Below are 15359 nucleotides of genomic sequence, written 5' to 3' on the forward strand. Positions count from 1 at the left end.
CACACTCTCCTCGCGGAAGCCTCTTGTTTTTGTGGCGGTGGGTATATTTTTTGGGAGGGGAAACCTGGGAAAACCACACATGTTTCACGTGAAACATGTGTGGTTTTGTTGTTTGATTCTAGTTAGTTAGCAAGGCAATAACGAGTTCGGCGGTGCGTTCCATATCGCTGAGGTCGATGGATTCTTCGGTGCTGTGCACATGGTCCATGCCGATGCCGATGATGGCAGTCGGTATCCCTTTTCCGTTAAAAATGTTGGCATCGCTTCCGCCCCCGGCACGTTCGTAGCGGATTTCCCGTTTCAGGATTGCCGCGGCCTTGTCAACCCGCTGAAGAACAGAGGCGTTGCGGTCAATGGACATGGCCGGGTATTCCTGGCTGAGCTGAAAATCGAGGTGGGGTCTGACCTCGGCCCCAAGCTGTGCACCGGGTTCAGGGGTCCAGCCGTCAATGATGGACTGAACTGTATCTCTGATCTCGTGGGAAAACTTGGTGAGCTTTTCCGGGGAGTGGCTTCGGACTTCCCCTGCCACCAAGGCGGTTTCCGGAATAATGTTTGTTGCTGTGCCGCCGGAGATCCGGCCGATATTGGCGGTGCTTTCTCCGTCGAGGCGGCCAAGCGGGAGGTCGGCGAGGCAACGGGCCGCAAGTTGAATGGCGTTGATGCCTCGTTCGGGGTGCAAGCCGGCATGCGCTGCGGCACCGGTGATGGTGAAGTGGAAGTGGTTGGCGGCAGGCGCCCCGATAATCAGCAGGTCTACCCCGGTGCTGTCAAGAGCGTATCCTTCCTTGGCGCGAAGAAGCGAGAGGTCCAGCGCCTTGGCGCCGCGTAAACCGATCTCTTCACTGGTGGTGAAAACAAGATCGAAGGGGAGATGGGAAGTTCTTGCCTCTTTGATGGTTCTGATGGCCTCGATGAGGATTGCGATGCCTGCTTTATCGTCTCCGCCGAGAATGGTGTCTCCCTTGCTGGAGAACCGGGAACCCTCAAGTGAGACCTGTATCCCGCGGCCAGGCTCGACCGTATCCAGATGACAATTGAAAAAAATCGGGTCTCCCTCAAGGTCGCCGGGGAAGTGAATCACCAGGTTGTTGGCGTCAGAGCCCGTTGTACTGGCCGAACTATCTTCGTTGATAATGGCCTCAGGAAATTCCCGGGCGAAGAGTTCTTTAATGAAAACGGCCATGCGGGCTTCTTCGCCGGAAGGGCTATCAATACCGCACATGGTGGTAAAGATCCGGGCAAGGCGGTCTCTGTTGATAGTCATATCACTACCTCTCTTTATATGTTGCGGTGGAGAATGAAATATATTATTAATAGTAATAATTCCTAAACAAGAAGAAAGGATTATACCCAGTTCGGAATTGCCGCGGAAAAAAAAACGTTAAGAGTGACAGGAAAAGAATAATGCACCTGGCCCGACCACGCGAGAAATTTATCTTTCTGAAAGAGAGGACGAGGGTTGGCAGGCCAGCAGGAAATGAGTGGTTTATTTTCAATGTAAGGCATCTGGCCGGAGGAGCGTATCCTCTTGCCAAAACAACAGATTAATAAGAACAGGAGGTGGCAGGATGGCGATATTCAAATGTGAAAAATGTGGTTCAACGAAGGAAGGCAGGTGTAAGCCTAAAAAATGTGCTGATTGCGGCGGGAGCGACTGTATGATCAAAAAAGAGGAGCAATCCTCTGGCTGCGGGTGTGGGTGCAGCTGCAAGGGCAAAAAATAACCACCCTGCACAAAGTATGGTTAGACGGCTCCCGTTGCGATAGCGCGGGGGCTTTTTTTGTCGTAATTTCCGAAGGGGAGGGGCGCAAACGACCATTGCGGGATGGTGCGTGCACGTATAGGATATGAAAGAGGCCAGGCGCACAGTAGCGTGCGTGTCGCAGGGATATCCATCGGGCAGGGAAGGGGGCAGGAAGATGATAGAGACTAACAGTCAGGCAACCCACGTAATCATTTTTGAGCCCAGCGGTCGGACGGTGCAGGTGGGGGCAGGGATGTCGATCATCAAAGCGGCCCGCGAGGCGGGCATTCATATCAACGCCTCCTGCGGTGGCAGCGGGGTGTGCGGCAAATGCAAGGTGATTGTTGAAAAGGGTGCGGTTGAGGGCGGGCTCAGCGAAAAATTCAGTACCCAGGAGAAAGAGGGCGGGTATCGCCAAGCCTGCACGGCAACAATTAGCAGCGATGCAGTGATCCGGGTCCCTGAATCATCCGGCTTGAAAAGCGGGGGGTTGGGCACTGCGGTACCGCTCAGGCATCGGGCCCGGATGCATGTGTACGACATCGAGGATCTGCGCGAGCAGGGGATCTTTGTTCCGCCGGTCACGAAAATCTGTTTGGATATCCCTCCGCCCTCAGCCAAGGACAACATGGCCGATGCCGGCCGGGTTATTCATCTGCTCAGCAGTCAGTACAATGAACATCGGGTGGTGTTTAATCTGGCGGTCTTGCGGATGCTGCGTAAGGCGCTGCGGGAGGACGATTTTCGCATCACCGTAACCTGCGCGCGTCCGGTGAATGCCCTGGGAAAATCCTATCTTACCAATATTCAGGGCGGGGATTGGAGCCACCGGAGCTTCGGGTTGGCTTTTGACATCGGGACAACCTCGGTGTATGGGGTGCTGGTAGATCTGAACTCGGGCAAGGTTCTGGCCCGTGCCGGGGAATACAACAGCCAGCTGGGCTATGGCGAGGATGTGATCTCCAGGATCATCGTAGCCGAGAAAAAAGAAGGTCTCGCCAAGATGCAGGAACTGGTGGCCAACACCATCAACAGTATTCTTGAGAGATTGCTGGGCATGGCCACTCCTGAGGGGAACGGCGCAAAAGGGAGCATCAGCCGCGAGGAGATCACCTCCATAACCCTGGCGGGCAATACCACCATGACCCATCTGCTCCTTGGGCTTGAGCCGGACAATATCCGGCGCGCTCCCTATGTGCCGGTCACCACCTTTCTCCCCCCCATCCGGGCCACCGATCTGGGGATCAATCTACCGAAATCGGCGGTGGCTCTGGTCTACCCGTCTATCTCCAGTTATGTGGGGGGAGATATTGTTGCCGGGGTTATGGGTTCCGGCATGTACCGCACCGAGTTGATCACCCTCTACATTGATATCGGGACCAACGCCGAGATTGTGGTCGGCAACCGGGAATGGCTGGTGTGCGCGGCCTGTTCCGCCGGCCCGGCTTTTGAAGGGGGAGGCATTACCCACGGAATGCGGGCGGCGCTCGGTGCCATTGAAGATTTCAGCCTCAATCCACAGACCCTTGAGCCGATGAATATTACCGTGGGCAACAAGCCGCCGGTGGGGATCTGCGGCTCCGGTTTGTTGGCCGTCATCGCGACCTTTTTTGAGCAGGGGGTTGTTGAGCGCAGCGGGAAATTTCGCCGGAATCTTGGTACGGAGCGGATCCGGGAGGGGCGAAGCGGCCATGAGTATGTGCTGGTCTGGCGGGAAGAGGCGGGTACGGAGCACGACATCGTCATCAATGAGGTGGACATTGAAAATTTTATCCGGGCCAAGGCGGCGATCTATGCCGGGATCACAACCCTGGTGGAACAGGTGGGGCTGGCCATCACCGATATAGAGCAGGTCATCCTGGCCGGTGCCTTTGGCAGCTACATTGATCTTGATTCGGCCATGACCGTTGGCTTATTGCCGCAGGTGGATGCCGAGCGGGTGCTCTATGTCGGGAACGGTTCGCTCATGGGCGCCTGGATGAGTGAGATGAGCAATCATATCAGGCAAGACGTGGTGGAGGTGGTCAGAAAAATGACCAGCTTCGAGCTGTCGGAGATGGGATATTTTCAGGAGCAGTACATTGCCTCCCATTTCCTGCCCCACACGGACCTCAGCCTTTTTCCCAGGGTAGCGGAAAGGCTGGCGGAGATTCACAAAGGGGATTAGGCGGCCAGATCGACGTTGCCGTTGAGCGAAACCTCCATTGCCCGCGCCGGGCAGACGGGAACACACAGGCCGCAGGCCGTGCATTTTGCTTCGTCAAAGAGCACCGCCATGTCGGGGCGGTGGAGAGAGAGCGCGCCGGTTGGGCAGATCCCGGTGCAGGCTCCGCACTGGTAGCATTTTTCATCATCGCGGTGGATGTTGCCCGCCATGCTTTTCACCGTCACCCCCATTTCATTGAGATAGGCGATGCCCTTCTTGACATTGGCTTTATGGCCGAGGAATTCAAGGACCATGACCCCTTCCTGCTGGAGGAGGATCGTTGCCTTGAGGATGTTGAACTCCAGGTCATATTTCTTGACCAGATTGCTGATGATGGGCTGGTCAATGACTTCCTTGGGGAACTTCAGGACATAGATTCGAGTATTCATGGTCGCGTCTCCAGCTGGGCGGCAAGCTGTTGTAATACGGTGTCCAGCGGCAAATTGGTGGGCAGGGTGATGAGTTGATCCGGAGAAAGTTCCGCCGGCGCCTCGAACCGTTCCTTTTGTTTCAGATAAATCTCCCAGCGCCCATCGGACACCGCCTGCGGGTCAAGAGCTCTCTTGGCCATGCGGCGTTTCATTTCCTCTTCCGGACAGACACAGAGAATACAGTATAGCCGAACGGAGAGACGCTGCGCAAGCTTGCGAACCTGATCGCGGTCGGTTTTGCGCTGGTATGAGGCGTCAAGCACCACGCCGCGGTTTTGGCTCAGATCGTGTTCCGCCCGCGCAAGCAGGGCCGCATAGGTTTTCGCGCTGAACTCGGAGGTATAGATCCCCTGATCGGCGGTCTCAAGCTGGTGGGCCTGCGGCGAGAGGCCGGCTAATTCCTTGCGCACCACATCGGAGTTGTAATAGGTAAGATCATGGGCTTCGGCAAAGGCTTGGGCCACAGTGCTCTTGCCGGTAGCGATCAGACCGAAAAAAACAAAGAGATCAGGACGCGGCATAGCGTTGGGCCAAGGTGAAATATTTTTTCGCGAGTGCCAGGCAGTTTTCGGCGGTAGCCGGATCAACCTCCGGGGCATGGGCGGTAAAGAGGCCGATCTTGCCCCGGACAAAGGCCCGGTAGCATTTATAGAAGTTGAGCATGGGCAGCAAGGTGTGGTCCTCCGCCGCCTGGCAAAATTGTTCGATGAAATAGTCGGAGAGGTCGGAAAGGTCATGGAAATCGAGGTCCATGGCGAGAAAAGCCACATCGCTGGCCACATCGCAGTACCGGAAGCGCTCGTTGAACTCGATGCAGTCGTAGATGTATATTCCGTTGGCCAGGCAGATGTTGGCGGAATAGAGATCGCCATGGCAGTCACGAACCCGTCCCGCCTTGATGCGTTCGGCAAAGAGCTCCTCTGTGCTGAGAAAAGCGCGGGCGTAACCGCTGATCGCCTCGAACTGTTCGCGGCTCAGGGCCGGGCAGCCGATGAAGCCTTGGGTCTGGTCAAAGTTCTCCAGCACATTGACGCTCACCGCCTGGGCGGTGCCGAATGCTGCAATGGCCGGGGTGCTCTCTGCCTTGGCGTAAAAAGGAACCAGGATGGCGATAATCCGGTCCAGGGTTTCCTTGCTCAGTTCGCCCCGGTCAATGACCTTGGCCATCATCCGCTCTTCCGGCATCCGCGCCATTTTCACCGCATACTCCACCGGGGTTCCCGGACCGTCCAAGGAAAAGGCTGCGTCCTGCAGGGTGATCGGAACCAGGCCAAGGTAGAGGGAGGGGCACAAGCGCCGGTTTAAGAGCAGCTCTTGCTCGCAGAAATGTTTTCTTTTTTCCAGGGTGGTGAAGTTGAGAAAGCCGAAGTCCACGGGTTTTTTGATCTTGTAGACAAAGGATCCTGCCAGCAACACATAGGAAATATGCGTCTGCACCAGGGATATTTCCGGGGCCGGATGGGGATATGCTTCAGGCTTGAGCAAAGCCTGGATAAAGGGCGGTAGGGATGCATCGGCCATAAAAAACCTCCGGAAAATGTTCTGTGCGCCGATCTTCGGCGACGATAGCAAAGAGACAGGATAAGAAAAATGCTGATCATAACAGAATCATTGCGGGGAGTAAACCTTGAGCAGTAGGCGGGGATGGGGGGCGGATTCACCCGGCATGAACAGGGTGGGGAAAAAAACGGTTCATACTTTCACGAAAGAATGCCGAGAAGAAAAGTGAGGGAAGAAGGAAGCAACCAGCCGGAAAGGAAGGGGAAAATGACCCAGGTGAACAGAACGATCCTCATTGTGGACGATACGGCGGTGCTCCGCAATATCATGAAAATGCAGCTGCAGCGGATGGGCTTTTTCCATATTCACGAGGCCACGGATGGCAGCGAGGCCATGAAAATTCTTTACGCCCAGAAGATAGATCTGGTGATCTCCGATTGGAACATGCCGGTGATGAACGGGTTTGAACTGCTGCGGGAAATACGCGCCAACGAGGCCTTGAAACACACCCCCTTTATCATGGTGACCGCGGAGGCAACGCAGGACAGGATCTGTATGGCCCTGCGGCTCAAGGTGGATGAACTCATCTTAAAGCCATTCACCCTGGAGATTCTCGAGCGAAAAATCCTCCAGGTTATTCAATGAGACAACCCTTTCCGCGTCCGCTTTACGAGCGCATCAGTTTTGGCGGATTGGGATCCAGGTTTCGCAAGCGTTCTAGAAGTGTATCCAACTCAAAACCCGTGCATGCCTGCCGGTTTTTTTCCAGGGCCGCCACGGCCCGGGCAGCCATTTTGGCCCCAGCCTCGTTATAGCCGTACTCCCCCTTGATATAAAAGCCCGCCGCTCGGATCATGGCCTGAAGCATCTCTTTTTCCGTGCCACGCGCCCCATGCCACGCCTGTTCGAGAATTTCGTGGACCTCGAAAAAAAGCCCCAGATCCCAAAATACCAGGGCCTTGGCCAAGGCCGTTTCGGCGGGGAGTTGCGTGATCATCGCCAGGGCCTTGGCATACCCTGCCAGTCGCGTTTCAATATAGGCGACGTAGGGTGGCGCCAGATCTTGATGCAGGTAGCGGGCGGCAACAGCCCTGGCCGGAGCCAGGTCATTTTGGGCCAGCGCCAGGGGCAGAGAGGCGGAAAGTTCGTTGCGGATATCGCGGCTCAGGCGGTCCTGAAACGGTTCAAAACGAGGGGAGTTCATGGCGGTACTTATTTATAGATGTCCGGGTAGAGCTTTTTCAGGCAGTCCGGGCAGATACTGTGGGTGAAATCGGCGGAGGTCTTGGCGGAGATGAATGCTTCGACGCTACTCCACGCGGCCGGATCATGGGGATCGCCATCAGCGCTGCGGATTTTTTTGCAGGAAGCACAGATGGGCAACAACCCGTGCAGGGTATTTTTTATCTCCAAAAGCATACTGCTTTGGAGATGCAGGCCAAGGAGGACGAAGATGGCGCCGGAAAGAAAGACAAAGCCGACCAGGATCTCACCGACAAAGGGGAGGCCAAGGAAGAAGACCCCGGCCACCGCGCAGTAAACCAGGAAGAAAAAGAGCATCAGCCCGCGATGCAGACGCAGGGAACGGATGATTGCCGACTTGCTGCGCTCGGGGATGAAGGGGGTGAGGATGTGCAGTTCTCGAGCCTTAACAAGGCTGAAGAGCATGATCACTGCTCCGATCAGGATCATGATGATGCTTAGGATGTGTTGCATGGTGTTGGCGGTGCTCCTTGAGATTCACGCTATCTCCTTCAAGTATAAGACATTTTTTGTTCAGGACGCCATTTTTTTTCTGAACAGGCCGTTGTTCTCGCAGCTTGCCGGAGCAGGGTTAAGGGTGAGGGTGATGAGATTGTTCGGATTCACATTGGGGAGCTGGGTTCCGTTCTGGCCGGTCAAGCTCACTACGGTGTGCTCGGTATTTACAAGGCCTTTGCCCAGGTATTCGAGGCGGTCGCCCACGGTGATGGGGTTGCGGGTTTCAATAACCGGCTGGGGGGAGGCTTGGCGGACGATGCCCACCGGCGCGTAATCGTAACTGATCAGCGGTCCGTTGTAGAGCATGTCACCGGAGCTGGGCGGTTGGTCGAAGAAGTTTTCCGTGTAGCCCCGGGAGCCGATTTTCAGCAACTCCTGCCGGAAGGATTCGGGGAGAATGGCGTCAAGTCCTTCTTGTTTCCAGTAATCAAGGGCTGCTCGGTAGAGGCGGGTTATGGCCCCCACATAGTAGACGCTTTTCATCCTGCCTTCGATCTTGAGGCTGTTTGCTCCGGCTCGGAGCAGTTCGGGCAAGCGGTTGAGCAGGCAGAGATCCTTGGCGTTGAAGATGTAAGTGCCGCGGCTGTCTTCTTCCACCGGGAAGAATTGGCCCGGCCGCTTTTCTTCTTCCAATCGGTAGTGGTAGCGGCAGGGATGGGCGCAGTTGCCCTGGTTGGCGTCGCGGCCGGTGAGGTAGAGACTCAAGAGGCAGCGGCCCGAGTAAGAGATGCACAGGGCGCCGTGTACGAAGATCTCCAGTTCCGTTTCGGTGGCCTGTCGGATCTGGGTGATTTCGGCCAGGGAAAGTTCCCGGGCCAGATTGAGACGTTTGACCCCCTGACTTGCCCAGAAACGGACGGACTCCAGGTTGGTGACATTGGCCTGGGTGCTGAGATGGATCGGAATTTCCGGCACCAGCCGCTTGGCAACGGCGAAGATCCCCGGGTCGGAGATGATCAACCCGTCCACCTTCGCCTCGCGGAGCTCGGCCAGATAATCGGGCAGTTCGGCAAGATCGTCATTGTGGGCAAAGATGTTGAGGGTGGTGTATACTTGCACACCTCGTTCATGGGCGTAGGCCACCCCCTGGCGGATTTCCTCTTCGGAAAAATTGGTGGCATGGGCCCGGAGGCTGAATTTCTTCCCGCCGAGATAGACAGCATCCGCGCCATAGTGGATGGCGGTCTGCATTTTTTCAAAATTGCCGGCAGGGGCAAGAAGTTCCGGGAGTTTCATCGACAAACCTTTTTGTGCTGGGGATCGGATGGCAGAAAGTTTCGACACTATACAACAAAAAAAGATTGTTGTCGCCATGAGCGGCGGCGTTGATTCCTCGGTGGCCGCGGCCCTCTTGCAAAGGCGGGGGGCGCAGGTAGAGGGGGTTTTCATGGCCCTGGCCCAGCCCGACCTGGCGGAGCAGCTGCAGCGGGTCCGCCAGGTTGCCGATTTTTTAAAGATTCCCCTGACCGTGGTGGATTTGGCCGAACCCTTCCAGCGATTGGTGGTGGATTATTTCTCCGCCAGTTATTTTGCCGGTAAAACCCCAAATCCCTGCGTGGTCTGCAACAGAACCATCAAGTGCGGCCGTCTGCTGGAGCAGGTACGGAAAAACCTGGGGGCGGAGCTGCTTGCCACCGGTCATTATGCCCGGATCAACGGGGACGTGACAACCGGCTATCGGCTGTTGCAGGGTGTTGATCCCCAAAAGGATCAATCCTACTTCCTCGGACTTCTCAGCCAGGAACAGCTGGGACAACTTTGCTTCCCACTGGGCGGGTATCGGAAAGGGGAGGTCTACACGCTTGCCGCTGAGTTTGGCCTGGCTTTTGGCCAGACCCCGGAGAGTCAGGATATTTGTTTTTTGAAAGAGCAATCGGTGGCGGCGTTTTTGGCCTCCCACTCTCCCGGTCAGGGTCGGCCAGGCCCGATGCTGACCTTGCAAGGGGAAGAAATTGGGCATCATGCGGGCATCCATCATTATACCGTCGGCCAGCGCAGGGGCCTTGGCTTGCCCGACGCCACCCCCTGGTATGTGGTGGAGCTTGATCCGGCGCGAAACGCGGTGGTGGTCGGCAAGGACGCGGATCTCTGGCAGCAGGAGGTCCTGTTGTCTTCCGCGCATTGGTTGAGCGGGCAGGCTCCGCCCTTGCCCTGTGTTTGTATGGTGAAAATACGTTCCCGGCATCCGGCAAGCCAGGCAGAGATCAGCCAGCACGATGGCGGGGGGCTGGTGAAATTTTCTCAGCCGCAGCGGGCAGTAACCCCGGGCCAGTTTGCCGTCTTTTATCAAGGAGAGGTGGTGCTTGGCTGTGGCGAGATTGCAAAATAACCTGCAATTTGTGTTTGGAAGATGTCGAGGAAAAACGATACACTGATCGGGATACCGTCTCTGTTAAGCCTTTGCCTCCCGAGGGGGTGAAAAGTTCCGCTGTTTGCCTTGAAAAGCCAAGGAGCATTATGAATCCTTTTTTCTCCAAAACCAAGATTGTGGCCACTCTGGGGCCGGCATCCTTTTCAACCTCCGTGCAACGGCGGTTGATGGCTGCCGGGGTCGATGGTTTCCGCCTGAATCTTTCCCATGGAGATTTTGAGGAGCATGCCGCGGTGATCGTTAGTCTCCGTAAAATCAGTGCGGAAACAGGGCACCCGGTGGCCATCATCGTTGATCTTCCCGGCCCGAAAATGCGACTGGGCAAAATTCCCAAGCCGATTACCGTGCGGCGCGGCGCTAAGGTCCGCTTTTTGCCGGAAGGGGTTTCTCGTCCGGGGCCGGGGATCTTTCTGCCCCACGAAATTTCCGGCTTGGCCCAGGGGCTGCGACCGGGCTCCATTATTTTTGTCGGCGACGGCATGATGCAGTTCAGGGTCAAGGCCATACAGGGGGAGATTGTTGAAACCGAAGCCCTGGTGGCCGGGGTTGTCCGTTCCAACAAGGGGGTCAATCTCCCCGGCTACAATGCGCCAGCCGGAGTGCTCACCGAGCAGGACAAGCGCGGTATCGCCTTTGCCGTCAAACACAAGGCCGATGTGATCTGCATCTCTTTTGTCGGCAACGCCGACGACATGCTGGCCGCTCGTGCGCTTCTGCCGCAGAGCGGGAACTACTGCCCCTGCCTGCTGGCCAAGATCGAACGGCGACAGGCGGTGAACCATCTCGACGATATTCTGGCCGAGGCCGATGCGGTGATGGTGGCCCGGGGCGATCTCGGCATCGAACTGCCCATCGAGGAGATCCCGGGGTTGCAGAAGGATATCATCCACCGGGCCAACGTGGCGGCAAAGCCGGTGATCGTCGCCACCCAGATGATGCTCTCCATGGTCGATAATGCCCGACCCACCAGAGCGGAGGTAACCGACGTGGCCAACGCCATCCTTGATGGCGCCGACGCCATCATGTTTTCCGAGGAGACCGCTATTGGCCATGATCCGGTGGCGGTGGTCCGGATCGCCAAGAAAATTGCCCGCCAGACAGAACGGCGGCTGGTCAAGAGCGGCGGCGTCGCCCTGGAGGTTCGGGCCGCGATCCGCTCCGAAGACAGCATTGATGATCTGATCAGCAGTGCCACCTGTGATGTTCTGGAGAACCGGACGGTGGACCTGGCCGTAACCCCGACCGCCACCGGAACCACGGCCCGGCGAATCGCCCGGCTGCGGCCGCGGCCCTGGATTGTGGCAATCACCGATAATCCGACGGCCCGCAATATCCTCGCCCTTTCCTCCGGGGTTTTTCCTCTGGGCGTTCCGTCCGTTGCCCTCTCGGACTTTGAATTGGCCAAGCGGATCAAGGACGCCGGCCTGCTCCGGCCCGGAACGCGGCGGCTGGTGATCACCTCCGGCTCCTTGTTGGGGGTGGCGGGCACCACCAACAGCCTGAAGATTATCGATGTTTTCTGAGTATTCGGAATAGGGCTTGTTGTAAATTTTGACTGAAAACAGTATGCCACAGACATGAACATTATAGGCCAGAGCAGAAAAAAGATTGCCATCACCACCCTCGGCTGCAAGGTCAACCAGTTTGAGTCCGCCGCCTTTCTTTCGGAGCTGGCCCTGCGGGAAGTGGAGCTGGTCCCGTTTTCTCAGTCGGCAGAGGTCTACATCATCAATACCTGCGCGGTGACGGCCAGGGCGGGAGCGCAGTCGCGCCAGCTGATTCGAAGAGCCTTGCGCACCAACCCGAAGGCCAGGCTGATCGTGACCGGCTGCTATGCGCAGATTGCGGCCCAGGAGATCCTTGAGATCGCCGACTCTCCCATCTGCATTGTGGGCAACGGCTGCAAGCACCGCTTGGTGGAAGTGGCCCTGGCCGACCGCCACTGTGATCTGGAAATGCATCTGGGCGATATTGGCGGGCAAAAGGAAATTTGTCCCCTGACTGTCACCAGCTTCGGGGCGCGAACCAGGGCGTATCTTAAGGTGCAGGATGGCTGCAACAGCTTCTGCTCCTATTGCATCGTCCCCTATGCTCGGGGGCGCAGCCGGAGCCTGGCGCAGGACTTGGTTCTGGCCCAGGCCGAGATCTTTGCCGACCAGGGGTACAAGGAACAGGTGCTCACCGGCATCCATCTCGGCCATTATGGCCACGATCTGAGCCCCAAGAGTCATCTGCGCGAGTTGCTGGCGTTGCTTGTCGCCCGGAACCTGCCGGTGCGGTACCGCTTGAGCTCCCTGGAACCGACCGAGATTACGGACGAACTCCTGCACCTCATGGCCCAATCACCCGCAGTCATGCCCTATCTGCATATCCCCTTGCAGAGCGGGGATGACCGGATCTTGCAGAAGATGAATCGCCGTTATCCCGCTGCCACCTTTGCCAGGGTGGTGGAGCAGAGCGTGGCGCGGCTGCCCGATGTGGCCATCGGCGTGGATGTGTTGGTCGGGTTTCCCGGCGAGGACGAGGCTGCCTTCCGCAATACTTACAATCTGCTTGAGTCGCTGCCGGTGAGCTATCTCCATGTCTTTCCCTATTCGCGCCGGCCGGGAACCCCGGCCGCCAGCATGGTTGATCAGGTCGCCAAGGCGGACAAGGAGGAAAGGGTTGCGCTTCTTAGGGATTTGGATCATAAAAAAAGGACCGCCTTTTACCAACGCCATCTGGGCTCCACCCGGCAGATCTTGGTGGAAAGACGCAAGCAGGGGTGCCTGTTGCGGGGGTATACCGGCAATTATATTCCGGTCTTTTTTGAGGGAGACTCTGCTTTGGTGAATCAGCTGGTTACCGTGCGCCTTGAAAAACTCTGCGAAGACGGGGTTTTGGGCCGGGTTGTCGCTTTGTAATTCTTTGCTTGTGTGTCACTGATATGTGGGTTTTTTCCTTTTTTACGAGACCATCATGCTTGGGGAAATAATTGCCATCGGCGATGAGCTTACCTCCGGGAGTGTGCTGAATACCACCAGCTATTTCGCGGCCGGCCAGCTTTTTGCCGCGGGCCACGAGATCCTGGCCATGACCACCATCGGCGATGCGCCGGATCTCATTGGCCGTACCCTGCAACGGGCTTTGCAGCGGGCGGATTTTGTGATTGTCACCGGGGGCTTAGGTCCTACCACCGACGACTTGACCAATGCCGCCGTTTCCTCGGCCCTTGCCCGTCCCGCCACCTTTTATCCGGAAATATTCAAGAAAATTCAGGCGTATGGCAAGAGCCTGCCCGCCGGTCAGCAGGTTTCCCTTGAAAAACTGGCTTGGTTGCCGGAGGGTGCCCATGCCCTGCATACGGAAGCAAAGATGGCCGGATATTTTCTGGTTCAGGACGGCAAACCCATCTTCTTTCTCCCTGGGGTGCCGCAGGAGATGAAGGACCTGCTCTTGGAAACGGTGATTACCCGGCTCGCGGTTTGGGATGGGGAGGAGGTCCGTCAGGTGCGCCAGAAGGTATACAAGGTGGTGGGTTTGGCTGAGTCCGAGATCAATCGGCGGCTTGCCCATCTGGAGGGGCGCGATCCTCGGGTTCGGCTCGGTTATTATCCCGTATTTCCCGAGGTGCATGTCAGCCTGACCGTTACCGGCGTTTCCAGCCAAGAGGCCGAGGCGGCGATGCACAAATATGCTGGCCAGGTGGCTGGGTTTCTTGGTGATTGCTGCTACGGCTCCGGCGCCGATACCCTGGAAGGTGTGGTCGGGAGGTTGCTTGCCGGGCGGGGCCAGACGGTGGCCGTGGCGGAATCCTGTACCGGCGGGCTCATCGGGCATACCCTGACCAAGGTTGCCGGGAGCTCCGCCTATTTTTTGGGTGGGGTGGTGGCTTACAGCAATGGTTTGAAGGAGCGGTTGCTCGGAGTCAACCGGGAGATCATTCTCCGCTCCGGCGCGGTCAGTGCGGAGTGTGCCAGGGCTATGGCCGAAGGGCTGCGGCGGGTGACCCCCGTTGACCATGCCCTTGCTGTCACCGGTATTGCCGGCCCAGCAGGCGGCAGCGAAGATAAGCCGGTGGGCACGGTTTATTTCGGCCTGGCCACTCCGGAAAAAACCCAGACCTTTCTTTTTCGTTTTTCCGGGGAGCGCACCCAGGTGCAGGCCCTTGCCAGCCAAACGGGACTTGATCTTTTGCGTCGACATCTGCTTGGTCTTGATAATGGATGCAGGACAGTGTAAAACGAACCGACTTATACAATTCCTCATACTTGGGAGACTCAAAATATGGCCGTTGCCGACGATAAGAACAAAACCCTTGATACCGCCATTTTCCAGATCCAAAAGCAGTTCGGCAAGGGATCGATCATGCGCCTCGGCACCGACGAGCGGGAGGCGGTGTCGGTTATCTCCACCGGCACCCTGAGTCTTGATATCGCCACCGGGGTCGGCGGCGTGGCCCGGGGCCGGATCACGGAGATTTACGGTCCGGAATCTTCCGGCAAGACCACTCTGGCCCTGCACATTATTGCCGAGGCTCAAAAAGCCGGAGGCAGCGCGGCCTTCATCGATGCCGAGCATGCTCTGGACATCGGCTATGCCGAGCGCCTCGGGGTGAAGGTTGACGATCTTCTGGTCTCCCAGCCCGATTACGGCGAGCAGGCCCTGGAGATTGTCGAGATCCTTATCCGCAGCGGGGCGGTGGATGTCATCGTGGTCGACTCGGTGGCGGCTCTGGTCCCCAAGGCGGAGATCGACGGCAACGCCGGGGACTCCCATGTCGGGCTCCAGGCGCGGCTCATGTCTCAGGCCATGCGCAAGCTCACCGGGGTACTGAAACGCACCAATACCTCGATTATCTTTATCAACCAGATCCGGATGAAGATCGGGGTCATGTTCGGGAGCCCGGAAACCACCACCGGCGGCAACGCCCTTAAGTTTTACAGTTCGCTGCGTCTTGATATCCGGCGCCAGGCCGCGATTAAAGACGGGGTGGAGGTGATCGGCAACCGGACCAAGGTCAAGGTGGTGAAAAACAAGATGGCTCCGCCTTTCAAGGAGGCGGAGTTCGATATCATCTATGGCGAAGGCGCCTCCAAGGTCGGCGATCTGCTCGATTTGGCCACGGCCCAGGATATTGTCGAGAAAAGCGGTGCTTGGTACTCCTATAATGGAGAACGCATCGGTCAGGGCAGGGAGAACTCCAAGCTCTTTTTGAAGGAGCATCCGGAGATGTGCGATGACCTTGAAAGAAAGGTGCGCCTTGGCTATGGTCTGCCCGCACCGGGAGAAAAGGTCGCGGTTCCGGCACCGGTTGCCGCCGACTGATTAGGGTTACGGAAAAATATCTTTGTAAGAAGCGG

General features: G+C 57.2%; 15 protein-coding genes. 8 read left to right on the forward strand and 7 right to left on the reverse strand.

The features are described 5' to 3' along the window. Positions 1-118 precede the first annotated feature (118 nt). Positions 119-1267 (reverse strand): M20/M25/M40 family metallo-hydrolase, encoded by a 1149-nt coding sequence (locus OLX77_RS05820; protein ID WP_307632653.1) that lies wholly within the window; start codon positions 1265-1267, stop codon positions 119-121. Positions 1268-1571: 304 nt separating this feature from the next. Between OLX77_RS05820 and OLX77_RS13265 the strand changes: the two genes are divergently transcribed. Both OLX77_RS13265 and OLX77_RS05825 read left to right on the forward strand, forming a co-directional pair. Next, positions 1572-1727, forward strand: a complete 156-nt coding sequence (locus OLX77_RS13265) for an RCKP-type rubredoxin-like domain-containing protein (protein WP_371877462.1) — start codon at positions 1572-1574, stop codon at positions 1725-1727. A gap of 196 nt (positions 1728-1923) precedes the next feature. Next, positions 1924-3915 carry an ASKHA domain-containing protein gene (locus OLX77_RS05825; RefSeq protein WP_307632654.1) on the forward strand — a complete coding sequence of 664 codons (1992 nt, stop codon included), beginning with the start codon at positions 1924-1926 and terminating at the stop codon, positions 3913-3915. Here OLX77_RS05825 and OLX77_RS05830 read toward each other — a convergent pair. Genes OLX77_RS05830 through OLX77_RS05840 form a run of 3 tightly spaced genes read right to left on the reverse strand, consistent with a single transcriptional unit; the run spans position 3912 to position 5906 of the window. Then, positions 3912-4343: an NIL domain-containing protein gene (locus OLX77_RS05830; RefSeq protein WP_307632655.1), complete on the reverse strand. Its 432-nt coding sequence runs from the start codon at positions 4341-4343 to the stop codon at positions 3912-3914. The two genes, OLX77_RS05825 and OLX77_RS05830, sit on opposite strands and share 4 nt — an antisense overlap. Further along, on the reverse strand, positions 4340-4906 hold the full coding sequence (locus OLX77_RS05835; protein ID WP_307632656.1) for a P-loop nucleotide/nucleoside kinase family protein: 567 nt from the start codon (positions 4904-4906) through the stop codon (positions 4340-4342). The genes OLX77_RS05830 and OLX77_RS05835 overlap by 4 nt, the downstream gene beginning before the upstream one ends. Then, positions 4893-5906 carry a hypothetical protein gene (locus OLX77_RS05840; protein ID WP_307632657.1) on the reverse strand — a complete coding sequence of 338 codons (1014 nt, stop codon included), beginning with the start codon at positions 5904-5906 and terminating at the stop codon, positions 4893-4895. The genes OLX77_RS05835 and OLX77_RS05840 overlap by 14 nt, the downstream gene beginning before the upstream one ends. 246 nt (positions 5907-6152) lie before the next feature. Between OLX77_RS05840 and OLX77_RS05845 the strand changes: the two genes are divergently transcribed. Next, positions 6153-6530 (forward strand): response regulator, encoded by a 378-nt coding sequence (locus OLX77_RS05845; RefSeq protein WP_307632658.1) that lies wholly within the window; start codon positions 6153-6155, stop codon positions 6528-6530. A 22-nt stretch (positions 6531-6552) separates the two neighbouring features. On the opposite strand, the gene OLX77_RS05850 is transcribed toward OLX77_RS05845, so the two are convergent. Genes OLX77_RS05850 through OLX77_RS05860 form a run of 3 tightly spaced genes read right to left on the reverse strand, consistent with a single transcriptional unit; the run spans position 6553 to position 8882 of the window. Then, a complete protein-coding gene (locus OLX77_RS05850; protein WP_307632659.1) occupies positions 6553-7089 on the reverse strand; it encodes a DUF309 domain-containing protein in 537 nt (178 codons plus the stop codon). An 8-nt stretch (positions 7090-7097) separates the two neighbouring features. Next, the gene (locus OLX77_RS05855) at positions 7098-7601 is read right to left on the reverse strand and encodes a hypothetical protein (protein ID WP_307632660.1); all 504 of its coding nucleotides are present in this window, start codon (positions 7599-7601) and stop codon (positions 7098-7100) included. Between the two features lie 60 nt (positions 7602-7661). Then, complete coding sequence (locus OLX77_RS05860; protein ID WP_307632661.1) at positions 7662-8882, reverse strand: U32 family peptidase; 1221 nt, start codon at positions 8880-8882, stop codon at positions 7662-7664. Between the two features lie 28 nt (positions 8883-8910). Here OLX77_RS05860 and mnmA point away from each other — a divergent pair, with 28 nt between their 5' ends. The 5 genes from mnmA (at position 8911) to recA (ending at position 15324) form a co-directional block, all read left to right on the forward strand. Continuing rightward, entirely contained in the window at positions 8911-9975 is a 1065-nt protein-coding gene (gene mnmA, locus OLX77_RS05865; RefSeq protein ID WP_307632662.1) for a tRNA 2-thiouridine(34) synthase MnmA, read from the forward strand. A 128-nt stretch (positions 9976-10103) separates the two neighbouring features. Continuing rightward, the gene (pyk, locus tag OLX77_RS05870; protein ID WP_307632663.1) at positions 10104-11540 is read left to right on the forward strand and encodes a pyruvate kinase; all 1437 of its coding nucleotides are present in this window, start codon (positions 10104-10106) and stop codon (positions 11538-11540) included. A 54-nt stretch (positions 11541-11594) separates the two neighbouring features. Further along, complete coding sequence (mtaB, locus tag OLX77_RS05875) at positions 11595-12920, forward strand: tRNA (N(6)-L-threonylcarbamoyladenosine(37)-C(2))-methylthiotransferase MtaB (RefSeq protein WP_307632664.1); 1326 nt, start codon at positions 11595-11597, stop codon at positions 12918-12920. A 55-nt stretch (positions 12921-12975) separates the two neighbouring features. Continuing rightward, positions 12976-14238, forward strand: coding sequence for a CinA family nicotinamide mononucleotide deamidase-related protein (locus OLX77_RS05880; protein ID WP_307632665.1), 1263 nt, complete (start codon positions 12976-12978; stop codon positions 14236-14238). A 45-nt stretch (positions 14239-14283) separates the two neighbouring features. Then, a complete protein-coding gene (recA, locus tag OLX77_RS05885; RefSeq protein ID WP_307632666.1) occupies positions 14284-15324 on the forward strand; it encodes a recombinase RecA in 1041 nt (346 codons plus the stop codon). Positions 15325-15359 lie beyond the last annotated feature (35 nt).

The sequence above is a fragment of the Thiovibrio frasassiensis genome, from assembly GCF_029607905.1.
Classification (GTDB): Bacteria; Desulfobacterota; Desulfobulbia; order Desulfobulbales; family Desulfurivibrionaceae; genus Thiovibrio; species Thiovibrio frasassiensis.